The sequence below is a fragment of the Nostoc sp. genome, from assembly GCF_036917555.1.
Lineage (GTDB): Bacteria > Cyanobacteriota > Cyanobacteriia > Cyanobacteriales > Nostocaceae > Nostoc.
Genome location: NZ_JBALDD010000082.1, coordinates 36,587 through 57,771, shown reverse-complemented (window position 1 = coordinate 57,771; position 21,185 = coordinate 36,587). Strand labels below are relative to the sequence as shown.

The following is a 21,185-nucleotide window of genomic DNA, read 5'->3' as shown; positions in this document are numbered from 1 at the left end:
CAGTGACAATCGATATATCTCGGCCGATACTGGGATGATTAGATACCGGACTATAGATTCCAGGTTCATGATCTGGGCAGCTATTCGGGGATGGGTGCTTCGCAGCAAGCGAATGTCATCTGTCCCCTTTACTAATTATTGGTATAAGTTCTCAGCAGATTAGGAGAAAAAGGTTTTTTAAAAAGGTTTGACCTGCGCAATCAAGATTATCATCTAGGGAAAAGGTGAGGCTGCGGACTTGGATTTGCTCACTTTTAATATCTAGTCGCTGTGTCAAGTCTTTGGGGTATATCAAAAAAGCTTGCTTACATTTTGTTGTATTGGCGTAGCTGATCATTTGATAAATATCTGTATATCCTGCCTGTTCTGGGGCTTTATACTTTGTATCCAAAACTGCTATTGTTTTGCCAGTATCAGCATCACACAGTAATATATCTATAGTAAAGTGCCTATTCTGACTAATTTCTATTGGATGTTGCTGTTTGAAAAAATAACCATGTGGCGTATTTTTCTTTAGCCATTGCGCAACAAAAAGTTCATATAAATGTGCCATATCGACGAGAAAAGGTAGAGTTTTGTGATTTCCCCTCTCATGACTGGGGCTACTATTTTCTAAAAAGAATCGACATAAATTATGTAATAGTTGATAGTCTGGATTGAGGCGATTATATTGTCTGGCGATACAATCTTCTGCGTTACAAGGTTGCAGTGTTACTAATCCTTGTAAAGCGTGATAAGCTTTTCGTACTATTGGTGATACTCTTTCTGAACATAAATTGCTACGACCAATGATATAAAGTGTCCATGCCAGGATTTGATTTTCTTTAATATCAGCCGTATGTTCTTCGTAATTGCATTGAAGTTTAACATTCCACGGCTTTTGAATTACCTGTCGCACATCTAGCCTTCCTCGCACATAAAAAAGCTGCTGTGTTTTAGGCAAATAAGTACGATATAATCCTTTGCGGCATCGCTCTAAAACTTTATGGGATAATATCTGAGCCAGATTATTATAAAATTCCTCTATAGATTCACAATCCATCAGCCCTTCGAGAAAGCGAAACCCTTTTAAATTGTAGGCATATTCCAGCATTCCGAAGAGGTTTTGGATAGGCACTTTCGGATTTATTTTTAGATGCAATTCAGGAGTGACAGGAATGTAACCTACCCATCCTTTAGCTTTGAGTTTCCAATGCTGTCTCGTTGTATAGGTAGGAAATTCTATATCTACTTGTGTTTTGTATTTCTCATATAACTCGACTCCGGCTAAATAGGCTATTTTATCAAGCGGAAATAATTTATTTTCGTATTCTGTAATCTCAATAATTCTTGGTTGTGCTGGGTTTATATCCATAGTTTATTCTTGATTTCATCCCAGCGAAACTCATCTACTTTTTTTAGCTGGTTAAAAAAGTACTCTTCTAAATATGGCTCAATTTCCATGCGCCATATATCTTCTATATCTTCACGTAGGTTGTCTGTTAAAAAGAATGAAATACCAATTTCGTAGTTTTTATCTGCGATCGCCTGATTTAATTGCTGTAAAATGTTAATTAATCCCTCTACTCTAAAACCTTTTTTTAGGTGATACCGTCGCAGCACATCATAGTTTGGACGAAGTTCAATAAATGCAAAACGGCGACGAAGTGCATGATCTATATTGGCAATAGACCTATCTGCTGTATTCATTGTGCCAATAATGCGGACATTTTTCGGGATGCGAAACCTGTTACCGCCAGCTAATGGAATTTCTCTATCTCGGTACTCAAGTAAGTACATTAGTTCGCCAAAAACTTGAGCTAAATTTGCACGGTTTATTTCATCGATAATTAAAACACAAGTATCTTCACGAGATTCAGCTTTTTTACAAAATTCTAAAAATCTTCCTGGAACAAGTGGATATGCTAATATTCCATCTTGGCTTTGAGGACGAATGCCTTGAATGAAATCTTCATAAGAGTATCCTATATGAAATTGCACCAGTTCTGAGAAACCGTCACCACCAGCGATTAAGTGTTGAGCAAGTTTTTCAGCAATATAAGTTTTTCCTGTTCCAGGTGAACCATATAAAATTGCTTGACCTTTACGATGTATTATGCGTATCCAGCGCTCTAACTCTAAGTCTTCTGCTATTAAGCCAATATCTTGAGCAAAGTCCTTTAAGCTATAATTAGGATTATTCGGATTTATATATTTACTAATAGATGGTATTAATTCATTAGATACTGATAGCCATAAAAAAGGAACATAAGCTTTAAACCATTGATTAAATTCATCAATTAAATATTCCCAAGGATTATTTAAAATTTTATTTTTTTCCCAAAAGTAGCTATTAAGATTTGTATCAGAAAGATCACAAAATATATGTATATTTTGGGCAACTATTTTGGACATTATTAGAGGGTTAATCTCGGCAATATTTTCGGCTAAAACTTCACCTGTGTCCTCTACAAATCCTATTTCTATACCTAGCTCTGTTATCTCTATATATAAATTTGAAAATCTATCTAAATATGTGTGTAAGTGAGCCTTTTTATATAAAAGATAACGTTCCATTTTTACTATTCCACAAAAATCATTAGCAGCAATTTCCTTTGGTATTTGCTGATATATCAAATAACAAAAATCATTAAATGGTTGTTCTACTTTTTCTCTAAAATCTATATGTTCTTGAGAGTTTTGAAAACTATAATAACCATTATAATAATTTTTTTTGTAGCTTTTTATAATTTCAAAAGAATTGAAAATAAAGAATTTATTTGAGTTTTGGCTACTATCCATTATTTTTCATTTAAAAGATAATGTTTTCTCTTAATCCGCTACTATATCACCTGATGCTGCTGCCAAATTTACAAGTGGTACTAAAACAGCTATATAGCCTACCATCGCTAAGGTAACGGGTATATTAAGACGATCGCAACAAACTTTCACTAGGAAAAGAACGCCAAATTGTGGGTTGAAAGTAACCGGATGCTGCGGCGCTATAGTGTAGAAGCTAATGACAGCAAGCGTAACACGGAGACAAAAAAGTGCAAATCACTAAGCGCAATGTTGAGTTAAGAGTAGATGGCAGCTTAATGCGTGTTTATGTTGCGGCTCCCAAAGCAGCAGGAAAATACCCTGGTATTGTCTTCTATAGTGATATTTATCAGTTAGGTGATCCAATGATTCGTCTAGCTAACTACTTAGCAGGATACGGCTATGTAGTAGCAGCCCCAGAAATTTTTCACCGTATTGAACCAGTTGGTTTAGTAATTGAGCCAGACGATCTGGGACGGATGCGGGGTAATGACGATGCGCGTCGAACCTCCATAGCTGATTATGATGCCGATTGCCTTGCTGTGATTGAATTTCTGAAAACAGAGAGTGCGGTTTCTCCCAATCAAATAGGCACTCTCGGCTTTTGTATTGGTGGACATTTAGCATTCCGCGCAGCATTTCAAAGCGAAATTCGGGCTTGTGTCTGCTGTTACCCTACTGGTATTCCCAGTGGCAAACTGGGTAAAGAGGTAGCCGATACAATCCAGAGGGTAAGTGAAATCAAAGGCGAGATGCTAATGGTATTTGGTACTCTTGACCCTCATATACCAGAGAGCGATCGCAAAACCATAATAAGAGCAATTGAGAATGCTAACGTACCTCACCAAGTTTTTTTGTATGAAGCAGAACATACTTTTATGCGCGACGACGGTTATCGTTATGATTCTAGTGCTACCACCGCTGCTTGGTCTGAAATAGTAACTTTCTTGGGGCGCATATTTGCAGACTAAAAATTTCTATTATTGCTTTCTTCGCTTAACAGTTAGTAGCCCGTTAATTTTGAGTTGTCTGCAATGCCAACAAACCAGCACCGTAAGCAGGCTCATACCTGGGAAAAATTACTTTTATATTAGGAAACTTCTTAATAAGAGATGCAGCAAATCTCTGATGTATCTTGGATTTACCACGCCATACACTTCCCGTGGTAACTACATCTAAAACTGAGTCAGCACTAAAAATTGCATTAATTACTGTAGATGTAGCTTTTACCAACTCTTTTACAACATCGTCAATTACGTTATTCGCTACTTCATCACCTGACGCTGCTGCCAAATCTATAACTGGTGCTAAAGCAGCTATCTGTTTGACTCCCCATTCTCGCCGATATATTACTTCTATTAAATCTTCTATACTTGCCAAATTAAGATGTTGTTTGAAACCCTCTACCAAACTCGTTGAGATATCCCGTCCATCATAAGATTTTAATGCTGCATTCATACCAGCGATCGCAATTTTATAGGCACTACCTTCATCTCCTAGAATATATCCCCAGCCGCCGACTCGCTTAGTATGTCCTTGATGATTTCGTCCAAAAACTATCGAACCCGTACCTGCTGCAACCACAATTCCTACAGGCTGACCAATTCCACCAACTAAAGCAATTAAAGCATCGTTACAAATTACAATATTCGCTGGCTGTAATGCCCAAGTAATAGGCAATTTGTTATTCTGTAACTCTTTAACTAAACCTTTTACTACTTCGATATCTGCTGTACGACTTACACCCGCTAAACCCAGACATATTGCATCAATATTCACAGTATTTGTAATTATTGCTGCTTCAACTGCATTGTGAATTGCAGATTGAATAGATTGTAGAGTGGCTTTAATACCTATACTCTGATAATTAGATGGGCCTGCTTCACCACGACCTAGTACTTGACGCAAATCATTCATTAGTATACAAACAGTCTTGCTACCGCCGCCATCTATTCCCAAAATATAACTCATGAGCGGTAATAATATTAATTATTCTGACGCTTTGGTTCTTCTTTTAAAGGTATAAAAAATAGAGCAATCATCCCCGGAATGGTCAGCAAAAAAACCAAAATAAAAAATAATGGATAACCAAAAGCTTTTTGCAGATAACCACTAATTAAACCTGGTAGCATCATGCCTAAAGCCATAATCCCAGTAGAGATGGCAAAATGAGAAGTTTTATATTCACCTTGGCAAATATACATTAAATAAACACTAAAAGCTGTAAATCCAAAACCATATCCGAATTGCTCTAAGGAAACCAAAGGATACACTAATGTCAACGAAGGTTTCGTGTAAGCCATATACACATAAAATACATCAGGTAAATTCAAAGCTAAAGCCATAGGAAACAGGCACTTTTTTAATCCATATCTAGAAATTAGCAAGCCTCCTAAAATTCCTCCGCAAATCAGGGATATTACCCCAAATGTCCCGTAGACTAACCCGACATCTGATGTTGATAGCCCTAAGCCCCCTACTTCTAGTTTGTCCAATAAAAATAAAGAGGCTATCTTCACAAGCATTGCTTCACCAAGTCTGTATAGTAATATAAATGCTAAAATATTTATAATTTTATCTTGAACAAAATATGAGCTAATTATTGACCAAAATGGTATATTTTCCTTAGCTTGTATTTGTCGTTGATTGTCTGATTCAGGTAAAGGTAAAATTAGGCGATGCGAAATAAACAAAATTGCTAAAATTAAAGATGAAAAGCCAATAGCTATAGTCCAGCTTAAAGGAATATTATTGAGAGATACTTCAATCTGACCTGCTAAGACTACTAATATTCCAGAGCCAAAAATGACAGCCATTCTATAAAACAGTGAGCGAATGCCAACAAAAAAGGCTTGTTGTTCTGGAGATAAAGCCAGTAGATAGAAACCATCTGTAGCAATGTCATAAGTCGCAGAAATAAATGCTCCTATTGTTAATGTTGCAAGGGAGATAAAAAAGAAATTTGGCAGTTGTAAGGATAAAGCTATCAAACCCAAACAAGCGAACATGGCAAATTGGGTATAAAGTATCCATTTGCGTTTGGTAGAGTAAATATCAATGATTGGGCCCCAAAACATTTTGATGACCCAAGGTAGATAGAGAAAACTTGTCCATAAAGCGATTTGAGTATTATCTATTCCCAACTTTTTGTAAAAGATTACGGAAACTGTGTTGATGATGACGTAAGGTATGCCGGAGGCAAAATATAGCGTGGGTATATATGTCCAGGGTGAACAGTTGGTGGTTTGAGGTTTCATGTTTGCCTCTAATTATCGATGCTATTAAAATTAGCATCCAATAGGACACCAATAGGATAAGTTATCTGTAATTTCCCCTTCAGAAAGGCGGATTCCTACACCTCCAGGTATAAACTTATCGCTACCATCGTTATATAGCCATGCTCCCCAAACCTGAGTCATTGACTTGCCATCAATTTCTAGTTTAGGAAACTCTAATAACTCTTGATACACATAATTCTGTTGTGTATACCAAGGGTCATTATTACTACTACGCACAGAGATATTTCCTGAACTAACTGCAAATCCTCCTTCACCTTCTCTTCCTAGAATAGGTTTGGCAAAGTATGAATTACCTATTCCTGTTGTACTCAGTGATGTTTTCGGGAAATATTCCCAGACTGTCGCAGCATCTTTGTTAGAAAAAAAGTCATATCCCAAATCTGTAATTAGGGCAAATACACTCTTTGGTTGCAGTGCAAAAGCAGAACCAAAATTCACAATTACAATTTTATTCTCAATAATTAGTTGCTCTAGAGCCGGCCATAATCTTTCACCTTTTTCATCAGTATCATGGATTAGCCATTCCACCGGATACCACATAAAGAGTATATCTATTGGTTTTTGTGTTCTCTGGTCAAATAGATACTCACCATCTTTGATGCCAAGATATTCTAAGGGTAAAATGGCACTTTTAGATTCCAAGTAATTGCTTAACCATCGCATAGTACCTAAATCTTCGGCATTGTTCAAAGCTGTAAATGCTACGCGACAATCTGTAACTGGTTTACCCAAAATTAATGCGGCTCTATTGACATGTTGATTGAGTGTTATTTTTAAAATTTTTTGAGCATCTAAATCTGGTTCTTGCAATCCAAAATGTTTGGCGACTTTTTTATTACCATCTGTACACTCAAACCAAAAGCTAGGAGTTTGGGGATTAGTTTCTACTACTTTTTTTATCCCTGCCTCTTGATTCCAGCACCAATCAAGACGCATACAAAATGGTGCGAGAAAGTCATATTTAACTAACTTAATTGTAGCTTCAGGAAATCCATAATAAAGTAGTGTATCTTCATCAAGAGTACGAATAATTTTCCACGTTTGGGTTAAAATACTACCAACTAATTCCGATGCTTGCTGGATTTCTTGTATGGTCTGCGGTAAAACTTGATGGCAATAATAAAGAGCGTAAGGTGTTTCTTGGTCAGTTAGAGGTATACCTGTTCCTTCTTCAATCGGAGCAAAGTTGTACCAACCCATTTTCATCGACTGAAATAGACGTTTTCGTTGAGGACTTTTGAAAATATTCATAACTCTCTTATCCACCTGCATGACCACCGCGACCGAAACTACCAAAACCACTACGACCGTTGGAAGAACCGCTGGAAGTCCCGACCTCCGATGAATTACCATAACCGGATCTTCTAATGCTACTACCACCAGAGTAACCACTTGATCTACCGCTACTATTAGATGAGGGAGAACAGTTATTGGCTTGTTGGTTTGGCGACGTTGTGGAGTTGCAATCTGACTGTCTTGCTTCTGGGGTTGTCGCACAAGAAGCAAGTAGCGATACAGTCATAACTAACACGATCAGTTGAAATAAACCTGGTTTCAATTTCATGAGTCTTTCTGAGCGAATATACAGATGTCAGCTACGGAATTTATTCAAGATAACTACAAGGGTCAAAAATAGATTTCGCATTTCCAGATTTTTTAAGGGATATATCCACGATTTCGAAAATTGGTAAACAAACCCTCTCCAAGCCTGTGGCAAAATTTATTAGAGTCCTTCCATAGTTAGTTTGCCCCGCATGACTGCAACTATTCCCAATCTCCCTAGTCTCTACGACCCTTTTTCCACTGAAGCCAAGTGGCAAAAATTCTGGGAAGACAACCAAGTTTACAAAGCTGACCCCAATAAAGGCGGTGAACCCTACTGCATCGTCATTCCCCCGCCGAATGTTACCGGTAGCTTACACATGGGTCACGCTTTTGAAAGTGCGTTGATTGATACCCTCGTGCGCTACCACCGGATGCAGGGGCGCAATACCCTGTGGCTACCGGGAACTGACCACGCCAGCATTGCTGTGCATAGTATGCTGGAAAAGCAACTCAAGACAGAGGGGAAGACTCGCTACGAGTTGGGGCGCGAAAAGTTCCTAGAACGCGCTTGGCAATGGAAGGCGGAGTCTGAGGGAACAATTCTTAATCAGCTACGACGCTTGGGTGTCTCGGTGGACTGGTCGCGGGAAAGGTTTACCCTAGATGAGGGTTTATCTAAAGCTGTTGTTGAGGCGTTTACTCGTCTTTACGAGGAAGGTTTAATTTATCGTGGTGAATATTTAGTTAACTGGTGTCCAGCTTCTCAGTCGGCTGTGTCTGATGTGGAAGTTGAAAATCAAGAGGTGAATGGAAATCTCTGGCACTTCCGCTATCCCCTTACCGATGGTTCTGGTTTTGTAGAGGTGGCGACAACTCGACCAGAAACGATGCTAGGCGATACGGCTGTAGCGGTTAATCCCAATGATGATCGCTACAAACATCTCATCGGCAAAACTGTAACTCTGCCAATTCTACAACGAGAAATTCCGATCATTGGCGATGAATTTGTTGATCCCACCTTTGGCACGGGTTGCGTGAAAATAACTCCCGCCCATGACCTGAACGATTTTGACATGGGTAAGCGTCATAATCTGCCGTTGATCAACATTATGAATAAAGACGGCACTCTCAATGCTAATGCCGGGGAGTTTCAAGGACAAGACCGCTTTGTTGCTAGAAAGAACGTGGTTTCTCGCTTAGAGGCAGATGGCTTTTTAGTGAAGATAGAAGATTATAAGCATACCGTTCCCTATAGCGATCGCGGTAAAGTACCCATTGAACCCCTCCTCTCGACTCAGTGGTTTGTCAAAATTCGTCCCCTAGCTGACAACACTCTCGAATTCCTCGACCAGCAAGCTTCTCCAAGGTTTGTCCCCCAAAGCTGGACAAAGGTCTATCGTGATTGGCTAGTAAAACTCAATGATTGGTGCATATCTCGCCAATTATGGTGGGGACACCGAATTCCTGCTTGGTACGCTGTTAGTGAAACGGATGGGCAAATTACCGATAACACGCCCTTTGTGGTGGCAAAATCAGAAACTGAAGCTTGGGAGAAAGCTCAAGCGCAATTTGGTGAAAATGTCAAGCTAGAACAAGACCCAGATGTGCTAGATACTTGGTTTTCTTCTGGACTCTGGCCATTTTCGACTTTGGGCTGGCCGGAACAAACTCAAGATTTAGCGACTTACTACCCGACTACTACTTTGGTGACAGGCTTTGATATCATCTTTTTCTGGGTAGCCAGAATGACCATGATGGCTGGGCATTTTACCGGACAAATGCCTTTCCAAACAGTTTACATCCACGGCTTGGTGCTGGATGAAAAAGGTCAAAAGATGGGAAAGAGCAAAGGTAATGGTATTGACCCGTTGTTATTAATTGACAAATATGGTACGGATGCCCTGCGCTATACCCTAATTAGAGAAGTTGCGGGGGCTGGACAAAATATCCGGTTAGAATATGATCGCAAAAAGGATGAATCGGCATCGGTGGAGGCTTCCCGCAACTTTACTAACAAGTTGTGGAATGCTGCCCGGTTTGTGATGATGAATTTGGATGGACAGACACCGCAACAATTGGGGAACCCAGTAGCTACAGAATTGAGCGATCACTGGATTCTCTCGCGGTATCATCAAGTTGTCAAACAAACCACCAATTACATCGATAATTACGGTTTAGGCGAAGCAGCTAAGGGACTCTACGAATTCATCTGGGGTGATTTCTGCGATCAGTATATTGAACTGGTTAAATCCAGGCTACAAACAGATGCAGACCCCACATCGCGGCGGGTAGCACAACAAACCCTCGCCTACGTGCTGGAAGGAATTTTGAAACTGCTTCATCCCTTTATGCCACATATTACCGAGGAAATTTGGCAGACTCTCACCCAACAACCAGTAGATTCCTCGCAAACTTTAGCCTTACAATTCTATCCGCAGGTGGATGCAAACCTGATTGATCCAGCTTTAGAAGAACAGTTTGAATTGCTGATTGGTACTATCCGTACAATTCGGAACTTGCGTGCTGAAGCGGATATTAAGCCAGGGATAAAAGTGACAGCGAATTTGCAAACTGAAAGCGAGAACGAGCGGGAGATTCTCACTGCTGGACAGTCTTATATTAAAGATTTGGCTAAGGTTGAGACTTTAACCATTACTGACAAGCAAAAAAGCCAAGCTGTTGCTGTTAAAAAACCTCAGAGGAGTTTGAAGACAATTGGCTTAATTATTGTAGCGATTGTCTTTGGTAGATTGGGTTTAGCTGTGGGGTATGCCATTGATGACATTCCGATCATCGGAACTTTCTTTGAATTAGTTGGTTTTGGTTACACAGCTTGGTTTATTAGCCAAAATTTACTCACTGCTCAAGCGAGACTTAGGTTATGGAGCCGCTTTTTTTCGCAGAGAGAATTAGAACAACCACAAGAATCAGAAAATGCGATCGCAGGTGTGATTGGTACAATACAAGTGCTAATTCCTTTGAGCGGTGTAGTAGATATTGAAGCTGTCCGTGCCAAACTAGAGAAAAGCTTGAGTAAAGCCGAAGCAGAAGTTCAATCTCTGAGTACCAGATTAAACAATCCTAGTTTTGTAGATAGAGCTAGAGCCGACGTGGTACAGGGAGCGCGGGAAGCCTTAGCAGAAGCACAGAAACAAGCAGAAATTTTGCGCGATCGCCTTAAGGGGTTAATGTAGGCATCGCCTGCTTGGCTTAGGATAACTGTAATGGGTAATGGGAGTGTTAACAATTTCTAATTACCCATTACCAATTAACAAAATCCAAATATCCATTCTGGCACTTATTTTTTTATTAAATTTTTTTGAATTTTGAATACTTCGACAAGCTCAGTACAAGTTTTGAATTTTGAATTGGAGCGAAGCGACCCTCATGCTATATCTAGCCCAGGTGCGTAAAAACGATTTTTTAGACCAGCACCAGTTACGCTTATTGGCGCGTCAAGAAGCTGATAACTTGTGGGCGATAATTCCCGAAGAAGCTTTCATTCTGCTTGGAAAGGGAAAGATCATGAGTGAGAACTTGCTTGTTCTAGTTGAACTTTCTCCTACAGGCGATATTGAAAGACTAGAAGACGCCACTAACTGGGTACTGCATCTGGTAGAAAACTACCTCACCATCGGCATTACCCCAGAATTTTTGCAGCATGAGGCCGAGCGAGCAGAACATTGGCGACAATCCCTGACGTTGCAAAACCAAGACTTAGCAAGGCGTTCTTTAGAGTTGGAAGCCAGACGCGAACAAATTCAAGCCTTAGAAGAAAGCCTCAAACGCGAGAAAAACGGTTATTCCCAAGAGGAAAGTTAAAAGTTTGTAGTTGTGTTGCACTCAAATGTGTATTTTTGAGAGATTACTCAGTAAGAGTTGATCTGTCTCTTACTAAGTAATCTCTCAATGCTTGCTATAGTTAGCTTTCGTTAGACAATGACAGTAATATTTGCACTACTAAGCACTGCCTGATTCGAGAACTGAGCAATTTGAACTTGTGCAGCCTTACCAATCTCATCTGCGTCAAAGAAAAGATTACCTGTAGTTTGATCATAGATAAAGCGATCGCTTCCTGCTATCGCACTGGTACCAAGTCGAAACAAGCCCGAATCGAGCGTAGTATCTAATAATAACGGGTGTGTTTTTGTTTGTGGTGATGCTGTCGTTAACAGCAACAGGCGCATCATTCACCGCCGTAATATTAATATTACGGGTAACGGCAGTACTATTAGCAGTCTCATCATTAACTAGAAAGCTGACGGTTACGAGGTGTAAGACTAGGATTATCACTGCTGTTGGTATAAGTAATGGAACGCAGTGCAGTTTGATAGTCAGCAATGGTTGCGACTACCGATTAAGGTTAAAACACCTGTGCTGCTGTTGTAGCTGCCGATAATCCCATTTTGGTTGGTGAAGTTGAGGGTGTCTTGACCAGAGACAAAAACCACTAGTAATGCTGATGGTGGCACTAAATTTAGCCTAAATACGTATGATTATGCGATTCCTTTACTCGAAATCAGTAGAGGTAAAAGTAGCAAGGCTGACACGGGCTGCCTTGCAATGGCTGAAATTCCTGCTAAAAAAGGATTATAAAAATAAAATTACTATTTGACCCACAATTACCTAAAAAAGCTTTTTTAGTGTGCCATTTAAAATGTACGACGAAAGTAGGATGAGACAACAAAAGTGTGGTGTAACAGTATGGTTCACTGGTCTGAGTGGTGCAGGTAAAACTACTATCTGTCAATTCCTGGAGAAGGAACTGCGGATACAGGGATACAGAGTTGAAGTTCTGGACGCTGATGCACTACGTCAAAACCTATGCAAAGGATTGGGTTTCAGTAAAGAGGATCGAGAGGAAAATATTCGGCGCATTGGCTTTGTAGCTCAACTTCTTGCCAGAAATAATGTAATTGTATTGGTTTCAGCTATTTCGCCGTACCACGAAATTCGGGAAGAAGTGCGCCAAAGTATTCAATTTTTCATTGAAGTTTACGTCAATGCATCATTAGAAGTTTGTGAACAACGAGACGTAAAATGGTTATATAAAAAAGCAAGAGCAGGAGAAATTAAGCACTTCACTGGTATTGATGATCCTTATGAAATACCACTCTGTCCTGAAGTCGAATGCAAAACTAACCAGGAAAGCGTTGCTCAAAGTGCAACTAAGGTCTTAGAAAAGCTAGAAGAGTTAGGTTATATAGTTGCTAGAATGAATGGTTTATAAGTTAAATATAGTTTTTAACTCATAACTTTTACTAGGATGCCAATAATTGCCGAATTAACCTGGCTACAGCTTTCTGCGTGAAGCGGTTGGCAATTTGTTGACCTAAACGTTGTACATCTGAATTTACCAATAATTGGGCAATTTGGGATGCAAGTTGCACTGGGTCAAAGCCTCTTGTTTCTTGGAGAATACCTAATATACGTTTGATATGCTCTAAGGTTTGTTGTTGCTCAACTGTAGCCGCTGGAGTTTTATTAACTGCTGTCAATCCTACCCGTTCTCGCAACAAGGAGGTAAAGTTATGCAAAACATTTTTACCTAAAGCATCAAGTCCGTTAACAGATTCATCTACTAGTTTGTCACGAATAAAAGCACCGCGTTCAGATGACAGAAATTCTATCCCCTGATTTAGCACTAAATTAAAGTCGTAGTCTTGACTATTACGCGCATTTTTTAACAAGTTTTCTAAGCGATTCCAGCGAAATCTACCATCTTTAAATAACAAATCTTGCAATGATGCTCTTAATTGCGGTGCTGGATCTGTTAAGAGGCGTTTAGAAACGTAGGGATAAGCTTCGCTAAGAACTTTAAAGTTTGGGTCTATATATATTGCAATACCTTCAAGCGTCACAAGGGAGCGAATAATTAAGGCGTAGTAGGGCGGTACGCGGAAAGGATACTCATACATCAAAGCTGATAGTTCATCGGTGATGCTTTTAATGTTGAGTTCGGCAACGCTGGCTCCTTGGGCATCAGCAAAAACTCTCGCAAAAGCTGGGATAATTGGTGTTAAATCGGTTTCTGGTGATAAAAAATCTAACTTCACGTAGTCTTTTGCTAATCCTTCAAAGTCACGGTTGACAACGTGGACGATCGCTTCAATCAAACCATAACGCTGTGGTGGCTTAATCTCACTCATCATCCCAAAGTCGAGATAAGCTAATTTGCCATCGGTTGTCGCTAACAAATTACCAGGGTGGGGATCTGCATGGAAAAATCCATGTTCTAGCAGCTGGCGCAAGGAACATTGCACACCCACTTCAATTAGATAACGAGCATCTATCCCTTGGGCGCTAATTTCTTCTGTCTGGGTTAATTTAGTGCCGTTAATCCACTCCATCGTCAGGACCCGACGATTGGTGTATTCCCAGTAAATTTTCGGTACGTATACGTCTTTTATATGACCGTATAACTCAAAAAATCGTTCGGCATTTTCACCCTCATGGATGTAGTCCATCTCTTCAAAGATGCGATCGCCTAATTCATCGAGAATCCCAACTAAGTCACTTCTTACCCGTTTAACCTTTTTCTGCACCCAAGCGGCAAGGTTACGCAAGATATACAAGTCAATGGTGATTCCCTCTCTTAAGTCGGGGCGTTGAACTTTAACAGCGACTTCTTCACCAGTTTTTAGCTTACCTTTATATACTTGCCCCAATGAAGCCGCAGCAATTGGCTGGGCCGAGAGTTCGGCGTAAACCTCTTCTGGAGGTGCGCCTAATTCTTCTTTGATAAACTGGTAAGCAATTTCGTTGGGGAAAGGCGGTAATTGGTCTTGTAGTTTAGTTAATTCTTCTAAATATACGGGAGGAACTAGATCCGGTCTGGTGGATAAAGCTTGTCCAATTTTGATGTAAGCAGGCCCTAATTGGGTCAGCAATACTCGTAGCTGAGTGGCTCGGCGGCGGTCATTTTTGACAACAATTCCCCGTTTACTATCCGACCACAATCCAAAAACAAAGGATAGAGTCGGCCCCAACACGGCAAAAATTCGCCGTAAAACTTGCACTTTTTTATTTTGGTAATGCGCCGCTATGCCCACGGGATCGTAAAGCGTCTCAGGTTGGGCTGTTGTCCTCACCTTTTGGGCTGCTAAGAGTCTTGGTGAGCGTACAACTAAACTTGATGTACCATCTTCTGGCACTACATCAATAACATCCAGTTCGTCGCCTCGGCGATTTGTGCCGTTGCGACTGTCCTCCTGAATCGGTTGGGAACTAGGGGGAAGTGTCTTAACAATCATGAAGAAGGCCACCAGTCAGAACGATCACATTAAGTATTGTAACAATATGTTTAGAAATTGGGAATTGGGAATGGGGCATTGGTTATTTCTTCCTCATCTCCCCTTGCTCCTTAGTACTAATAGGTCTGCTACACTTAAACAGGCATACTAGTTTAATAGTAGTAGGTATTGCTAGTTGCTGAAAGATCATATTTATTGTCTTGTAAGTTAGAAGTATCTGGCATCTGCCCTCATGGAGAATTTGGCTTGATGTTGCTTTGCCTGCGAATCGAAAACTTTGCCCTCATTGACCAACTGGAATTGGAGTTTAGCGCGGGACTAAATGTCTTAACAGGTGAAACTGGCGCTGGAAAATCGATTATCTTGGATGCCATTGATGCCGCTTTGAGCGGCAAAGTCTCTAGTCGAGTCATTCGCACGGGGACAAGTCGGGCGATGGTTGAAGCTACTTTCACTTCAAACGCTCCTTTAGCGGCTTGGTTGACTGAACAAGAAATAGATTTGCTTGATGAAAATTCTGTAGTCATTAGCCGAGAAATCACAGCCACTGCGAGTAATGTCCGTAGTCGATCGCGGGTGAATGGTGTGTTGGTAAATCGGCAGATCATGGTAGGAATGCGCGATCGCTTGGTGGAAATCACTGCTCAAGGTCAAACTGTACAAGTGGGACAATCTGCCCAAGTCAGGGACTGGTTAGATTTGTATGGCGGCGACTCTTTAATGCAGCAGCGCCATAAAGTCGCCACGAGCTTCAGTTCTTACCAACAGGCGCATTTAGCACTAGAAAAACGCCGGACATCAGAACGGGAACGGTTGCAACAACTCGACTTACTCACTTATCAAGTGCAAGAACTGGGAGCAGCCAATCTTAGCGAACCTAATGAATTGGAACAGCTGGGACAAGAACGGGAACGCCTGAATCATGTCGTCGATTTGCAACAAATGAGTTACAAGGTTTATCAAGCTTTGTATCAAAATGATCATGAAACTCCCGCCGCCGCAGATTTATTGGGAGACAGTGAGGCGACATTAAATGACATGGTGGAATACGATACCCAACTGCAATACCTGTTGGAATTGGTACGGGACGCGCAAGCTGCGGTAATGGAAGTGGGAAGGCAAATTAATGCTTATGGGGACGGTTTGGAAGCCGATCCGCACCGATTGGAAGAGGTGGAAGAACGAATTCAGGAATTAAAGCAAATTTGTCGTAAGTATGGGCCGACACTAAAAGAAGCGATCGCCTATTACCAACGTATCCAAGCAGAATTAGCCCAACTTAATGACAGCGAACAATCTATCGAAAGTCTGGAACAGCAAGAAAAGGCGTGTTTTGAGAAACTCACCCAAGCAAGTAATCAGTTAACTCAATTGCGGAGTAAGGCGGCTGCTAATTTAGAATCACGTTTGATAGCTGAACTCAAGCCCCTAGCGATGGAAAAGGTGAAATTTTTGGTTGAAATATTACCAGCTTTCCCAACTGCGATGGGAGCAGACAAAATTACCTTTACATTTAGTTCCAATCCTGGAGAACCACTGCAACCTTTAACAGAAGTTGCCTCTGGTGGAGAAATGAGCCGTTTTTTACTAGCGCTGAAAGCTTGTTTTTCTCAGGTTGATGTTGCTGGAACTATGGTATTTGATGAAATTGATGTCGGGGTTTCGGGAAGGGTAGCCCAAGCGATCGCGGAAAAATTATACCAGCTAAGTCAACGCAACCAGGTATTATGTGTTACGCATCAACCTTTAGTTGCGGCAATGGCCGATAGGCATTTTCGCGTAGATAAGCAAACTATCAATCAAGGTAAAGGTAAAAAATCTAACGATGACAATGCCGAACAGCGTACCGTTGTCAGAGTTACTACCTTGGATAATTTAAACACCCGTCGGGAAGAACTAGCGCAGTTAGCTGGTGGTAAATCTGCAACTGATGCGATCGCTTTTGCCGAATCTCTGTTATTACAAGCTGCTAACCACCGTCAAAAAATTAAAAATTAAAGATAAACCTACACCGTTGATGCTTCTAGTAATGATTGACCTAGATAAGCTCCTTCAGCCTTGACACCAGGTAAAGCGAAGAAATATCCACCACCAATGGGGCGAATATACTCCTCCAAAGGTTCTCCTTTCAAGCGATTTTGCACTGTCACAAACCCCTTTTCTAAATCAGCTTGAAAACAGACAAACAACAAACCCATGTCTAAGTGTCCAGCTTTGTCAAACCCGCGTGAATAATTGAAACCACGCCGTAGAATCAAACTTGACTCTGATTTGCGTGGATTAGCAAGGCGGATATGAGCATTAAGAGGAATTTGTTTACCTTTAGGATCTTGATCATAATTGGGAATATCTTTCTCGTGCTTCATCCCCAAGGGTGCGCCAATTTCCTTGTTTCGTCCAATAATTGTCTCTTGCTCTTGTAGTGGTGTGCGATCCCAGCGTTCGACTAAGTTGCGGATCACCCGCACCACTTGATAGCTTCCTCCTATTGTCCAAGCGGGTTCACCACTGTTTGGCTGTACCCAGACAATCCGGTTCATCAATTTGTTGTCACTAGCATTGAGATTTGCCGTCCCATCTTTAAAACCAAGCAGGTTACGTACCGTAGATTTGCCTTGTTTTTTGTGGGTATTAGGTGGCAGAAACCCCGCTATTTGCCAACGCAAAGTTATCAAGTCAGGTAAGTTCTTAATGATGTCGCGTAAAGCGTGGAGATTCGATTCCTCTGTATTCGCACAGAATTGCAACAGTATATCCCCATGACATAAATCTGGGTCAAGCTGATCATTGGGAAAATTAGCCATAGTATCTAACCGCTTGGGTTTCAAGTTGCCGAGTCCAAAGCGGTTATCGAACAGTGAGTTACCCACAGCTAGGGTAATTGTCAGGTTATTGGGAGCAATCTTCGGGCCCATAATCCCCGAATCACTGGGGGGAAATTTGGGGTCGCGCGGCTTGGGTGTTCCCCCTGCCATGAGAAACTGGATGCGCTCATTTAAAGTTTTGAACAACCGCACTAAATCGGCTTTATTTGTAGCAGTTGTATCAAATGCAACCATCAACCCAGCAGCCGGAGTAGGAGTCAGAATACCTGCTTGGTGAAGCCCAAAGAACGGCACAACCTCTTCAGATGGGTCAAGAGGCGATCCCAGAAGAGTACGATAACCCAAAGTCGTCAAAGCTGCTATTCCACCTGCTGCTGCCATACCGATTAACAAATCACGACGGCGGAGCTTGGGAGTAATGCGTAAACTTGGTTGCTTTGTGATAGACATAATTTACTCCTCTAGGAATTCTGCATCAATTAGTTAACGCCCAAAGTGCCGCGCAACTGAGACAAATCTTCAGAAAGAGCAGCGATCGCTGTTTTCATGTCTTTCTTGTCTGCTTCACTCACCTTGTCGTAGGTAGCAAAACCACCATCAGGGGTTTTGTATTTAGCAAGTTTTTCGTTAACTTTGGTGAAATTACTATCTACACGCGTCAGCAAATCTGGATTAGCTTTTTGGATGACGGGACGCAATAACTCCACAATCTTTTGGGAACCATCTACATTAGCGCTAAAGTCCCATAGGTCAGTATGGCTGTAGCGGTCTTCTTCCCCAGAAATTTTGGTAGCAGCCACTTCTTCAATCAAGCCAGCAGCACCGCCAACCATATTTTTCGGTTCAATAGTCAAGGAGGCAATGCGCTTTTGTAGCTCTAGTCCATCTTTCTGTAGCTTTTCGGCAAAGGGTTTCATCCCTTTTGTAGTTTTGTCCTGGAATAAAGCTTTCTCTATGCGATGGTATCCAGTGAATTCTGGATCGACCTCTTTTTTGGCAAAGTCATCAGCACGGGAATCCATAGTTTTATCGAGATCAGAGAAAAGTTCCGCTATTGGTTCTGCACGTTCCCAGTGGACATGGGTAGAGGCATAGAGTTTCTGAGCTTTAGCAAGGTCTCCAGCAATCACGGCATCTGTGAAGGTCTTGTTGTCTGCCACCAGTTGGTCAGTTTCTTTAGTGACATAGACTTTGTATTCCGCGATCGCACCGACTAATTTACCTTGATCTACAGTCGTCTTGGCTTGAGAATCTCCAAGTCCTGCTTTCACACTGAGTTTCCCTTTGGGATTGCTGCGTAAACCGCAACCCATATCATACTCACCTGGTTCTAAATTGATTTTGACTTTCTGAACAAAACCAGGAGCAATATTTTCTCGTTCCTCTACGACTTTCACCCCAGACAAAATTTCCCACTCCAGAGGTTGGCTGCTTTTATTAGTAACCACAAAATTGTTTTGCCCAGATGCTACTGTCAGTTGATTGGGTTCGCAACCTTTATCTGTCACAGTCAAAGCAGTTTCAGCAGAATTGTTAGCAGAGGTATTGCTAGCTACAGTTTTAGCTTCTGGAGAATTACTTCCGGAAGTATCACTTGATTTATTAGATTCACAGGCAGCTACTGTCAAGGCAATCAGACAGATAATTGTTGAGTGCTTTAAAAAATTTTTCATTGTTGTATTTTCCTAAAAATTATTGAAGTTGCTAGGAATGACTTGCGGTAGTCTTCTGTCCAGCGTTACCGCCTAACAAGAACAGCAGCATGGTAGGAATTAGATAGCCAAAATAGGCGATCACCTCACTTACAGTAGGAGCATCGTTATAGCCAAAAAATCCTGCCAAAAGTGAACCAACAAACCCATTATTGGGAAGTATCCCACTAGCATCGAATACCACTGTTTGCAATGAATTCCACACTCCCGCTTCATGAAAGGCTCTCACCCCACTGGCTAAGAGTCCAGCAGCAACCAGGATAATGAAGGCTCCCGTCCATTTAAAAAATCGCCTCAAGTTGATGCGGATACCACCCTGATAGATGCCTACACCGACGGCTACTGCGGCTGCATATCCAAACAATGCTCCCACAGGAGCTTGAATTCCCAAATTTTGCTGAAACGTGGCCAGCAGAAACACTACTGTTTCCAGACCTTCCCGCAGTACTGCAAAGAATGCCATCCCCACTAGTGCTATGCCCCCCTTATCACCCGATTGAATGGCAGCTTCAACTTGGGACTGTAACTCACCTTTAATCGAACGAGCTGCACGGCGCATCCAGAAAACCATCCAGGTGAGAACCCCAACCGCCACGATGGAAATTACAGCTGCAAATAATTCCTGTTCTTGTTGGGGAAAATCTTGACTAGATATTTGCAAGAATATCGCCGCTGCTAGACATACAAAAGTCGCTAATACAATTCCGATCCAGACTGACTTCATCAAATGGGTACGACCAGTTTGCTTGAGATAACTAGCAATGATACCCACGACAAGCGCAGCTTCAACGCCCTCTCGGAACATGATCAAAAAGGGAAAAAGCATGAATAAACTTATTAACTATAATTACTATCAAATCATCATGAGAATAATAACTTACTTGAGAACATTTGTATATAACTGCAAGTAAAAAATCTCTAAAATCCTGGAGGAATAAATTTTCGGATAAAAGAACTCCTACAACGCATTGCTAGGAGTTGTTTCCAGCCTATTTTGTCGCCCTGTCAAAATCTTCTATATCCCAATCAGCAGCATAATATATGTGCGATAGATATATATGTGTGATCGCCTGGACGCAACTTTTGAAGTTGATTTTGGGTAACAATTGTTTGTAGCCATTTTGAAAATTATTGAACCGCCTTCTATACGAGACGCTATGCGTAGCTTGTTTCTGCGTCAGAGTATACTTGACAACTTTTCAAACAACCTCTAAAACAGTATTTCTGTATTTTTACTCACTCATAATGCCCATTTTTCAAGTCCGATTCATACCAATTTAAATGATCTTACCCTACAAATTTCAATGGAATTCCAAAAGAAGGTAGCTTCAATTCCGCTAAGTATGGAATTCCACAAGAAGGGAGCTTTGGTTTGGGTAGCTCTGGAATTCCACAAGAAGGCAGCTTCGACTTTACTAAGTATGGAATTCCACAAGAAGGGAATATACCAAATTTTGGTACTGGTAGCGGCGGTTTCCCAACTGCTTAGTACCAATTGCATAACTTGAAGGGCGAATTTAAGTTAGAAATTATCCCAAAATATGGGTTGTTCTAACTTCTAATAACGCGATGTGCGATCGCTAAACAAAAATCCCACCTGATGCAAAAGCTAACATATTCTGATTGTTATCTCTTGCTGAGGTGGGATTAATATTATCTATGGAATAAATGGTAGTAGTTAGAACTTTATCATCTGATACTACCATTTTTATTTTTACAGCAGTTTGCAAGTAACTGAGGTACAAAATGCAG

The 21,185-nt window shown here is 41.0% G+C and carries 18 protein-coding genes; 5 read left to right on the top strand and 13 right to left on the bottom strand.

Translation table 11 applies throughout. The features are described 5' to 3' along the window. Positions 1-151: 151 nt before the first annotated feature. A complete protein-coding gene (locus V7K60_RS31730) occupies positions 152-1,354 on the bottom strand; it encodes an McrC family protein (protein WP_334931720.1) in 1,203 nt (400 codons plus the stop codon). Continuing rightward, positions 1,345-2,781, bottom strand: coding sequence for an McrB family protein (locus V7K60_RS31725; protein WP_334931718.1), 1,437 nt, complete (start codon positions 2,779-2,781; stop codon positions 1,345-1,347). The genes V7K60_RS31730 and V7K60_RS31725 overlap by 10 nt, the downstream gene beginning before the upstream one ends. A gap of 248 nt (positions 2,782-3,029) precedes the next feature. Here V7K60_RS31725 and V7K60_RS31720 point away from each other — a divergent pair, with 248 nt between their 5' ends. Beyond that, entirely contained in the window at positions 3,030-3,770 is a 741-nt protein-coding gene (locus V7K60_RS31720; protein WP_334931716.1) for a dienelactone hydrolase family protein, read from the top strand. A 43-nt stretch (positions 3,771-3,813) separates the two neighbouring features. Here V7K60_RS31720 and V7K60_RS31715 read toward each other — a convergent pair whose 3' ends face one another. The 4 genes from V7K60_RS31715 to V7K60_RS31700 are packed head-to-tail and all read right to left on the bottom strand — an operon-like array spanning position 3,814 to position 7,662. After that, positions 3,814-4,770, bottom strand: a complete 957-nt coding sequence (locus V7K60_RS31715) for an N-acetylglucosamine kinase (protein WP_334931714.1) — start codon at positions 4,768-4,770, stop codon at positions 3,814-3,816. Between the two features lie 14 nt (positions 4,771-4,784). Then, complete coding sequence (locus tag V7K60_RS31710) at positions 4,785-6,056, bottom strand: MFS transporter (RefSeq protein WP_334931712.1); 1,272 nt, start codon at positions 6,054-6,056, stop codon at positions 4,785-4,787. A 30-nt stretch (positions 6,057-6,086) separates the two neighbouring features. Continuing rightward, entirely contained in the window at positions 6,087-7,349 is a 1,263-nt protein-coding gene (locus V7K60_RS31705; RefSeq protein WP_334931710.1) for a glutathionylspermidine synthase family protein, read from the bottom strand. A 7-nt stretch (positions 7,350-7,356) separates the two neighbouring features. Then, a complete protein-coding gene (locus tag V7K60_RS31700; protein WP_334931708.1) occupies positions 7,357-7,662 on the bottom strand; it encodes a hypothetical protein in 306 nt (101 codons plus the stop codon). Positions 7,663-7,852: 190 nt separating this feature from the next. Between V7K60_RS31700 and V7K60_RS31695 the strand changes: the two genes are divergently transcribed. Both V7K60_RS31695 and V7K60_RS31690 read left to right on the top strand, forming a co-directional pair. Then, complete coding sequence (locus V7K60_RS31695) at positions 7,853-10,837, top strand: valine--tRNA ligase (protein ID WP_334931706.1); 2,985 nt, start codon at positions 7,853-7,855, stop codon at positions 10,835-10,837. A 193-nt stretch (positions 10,838-11,030) separates the two neighbouring features. Next, the gene (locus V7K60_RS31690; RefSeq protein WP_334931801.1) at positions 11,031-11,465 is read left to right on the top strand and encodes a hypothetical protein; all 435 of its coding nucleotides are present in this window, start codon (positions 11,031-11,033) and stop codon (positions 11,463-11,465) included. Between the two features lie 231 nt (positions 11,466-11,696). Here the strand turns inward: V7K60_RS31690 and V7K60_RS35490 are convergent, their stop codons facing one another. Next, positions 11,697-11,837 (bottom strand): hypothetical protein, encoded by a 141-nt coding sequence (locus V7K60_RS35490; RefSeq protein ID WP_442944503.1) that lies wholly within the window; start codon positions 11,835-11,837, stop codon positions 11,697-11,699. 140 nt (positions 11,838-11,977) lie between these two features. After that, positions 11,978-12,115, bottom strand: a complete 138-nt coding sequence (locus tag V7K60_RS31680) for a hypothetical protein (RefSeq protein WP_334931702.1) — start codon at positions 12,113-12,115, stop codon at positions 11,978-11,980. Between the two features lie 185 nt (positions 12,116-12,300). On the opposite strand from V7K60_RS31680, the gene cysC reads away from it, so the two are divergent. Continuing rightward, a complete protein-coding gene (gene cysC, locus V7K60_RS31675) occupies positions 12,301-12,873 on the top strand; it encodes an adenylyl-sulfate kinase (protein ID WP_334931700.1) in 573 nt (190 codons plus the stop codon). Between the two features lie 31 nt (positions 12,874-12,904). Here cysC and V7K60_RS31670 read toward each other — a convergent pair whose 3' ends face one another. Beyond that, a complete protein-coding gene (locus V7K60_RS31670) occupies positions 12,905-14,896 on the bottom strand; it encodes an ABC1 kinase family protein (protein ID WP_334931699.1) in 1,992 nt (663 codons plus the stop codon). Between the two features lie 249 nt (positions 14,897-15,145). Here V7K60_RS31670 and recN point away from each other — a divergent pair, with 249 nt between their 5' ends. Next, the gene (recN, locus tag V7K60_RS31665; RefSeq protein WP_334931698.1) at positions 15,146-16,894 is read left to right on the top strand and encodes a DNA repair protein RecN; all 1,749 of its coding nucleotides are present in this window, start codon (positions 15,146-15,148) and stop codon (positions 16,892-16,894) included. 8 nt (positions 16,895-16,902) lie between these two features. Here the strand turns inward: recN and efeB are convergent, their stop codons facing one another. The 4 genes from efeB to V7K60_RS31645 all read right to left on the bottom strand — a co-directional run bounded on the left by efeB (position 16,903) and on the right by V7K60_RS31645 (position 21,139). After that, complete coding sequence (gene efeB / locus V7K60_RS31660) at positions 16,903-18,171, bottom strand: iron uptake transporter deferrochelatase/peroxidase subunit (RefSeq protein ID WP_334931696.1); 1,269 nt, start codon at positions 18,169-18,171, stop codon at positions 16,903-16,905. Positions 18,172-18,200: 29 nt separating this feature from the next. Then, positions 18,201-19,394, bottom strand: a complete 1,194-nt coding sequence (gene efeO / locus V7K60_RS31655; RefSeq protein ID WP_334931694.1) for an iron uptake system protein EfeO — start codon at positions 19,392-19,394, stop codon at positions 18,201-18,203. Between the two features lie 31 nt (positions 19,395-19,425). Then, the gene (gene efeU / locus V7K60_RS31650) at positions 19,426-20,259 is read right to left on the bottom strand and encodes an iron uptake transporter permease EfeU (RefSeq protein WP_334931692.1); all 834 of its coding nucleotides are present in this window, start codon (positions 20,257-20,259) and stop codon (positions 19,426-19,428) included. A gap of 754 nt (positions 20,260-21,013) precedes the next feature. Then, positions 21,014-21,139, bottom strand: a complete 126-nt coding sequence (locus tag V7K60_RS31645) for a hypothetical protein (protein ID WP_334931690.1) — start codon at positions 21,137-21,139, stop codon at positions 21,014-21,016. Between the last annotated feature and the right edge of the window lie 46 nt (positions 21,140-21,185).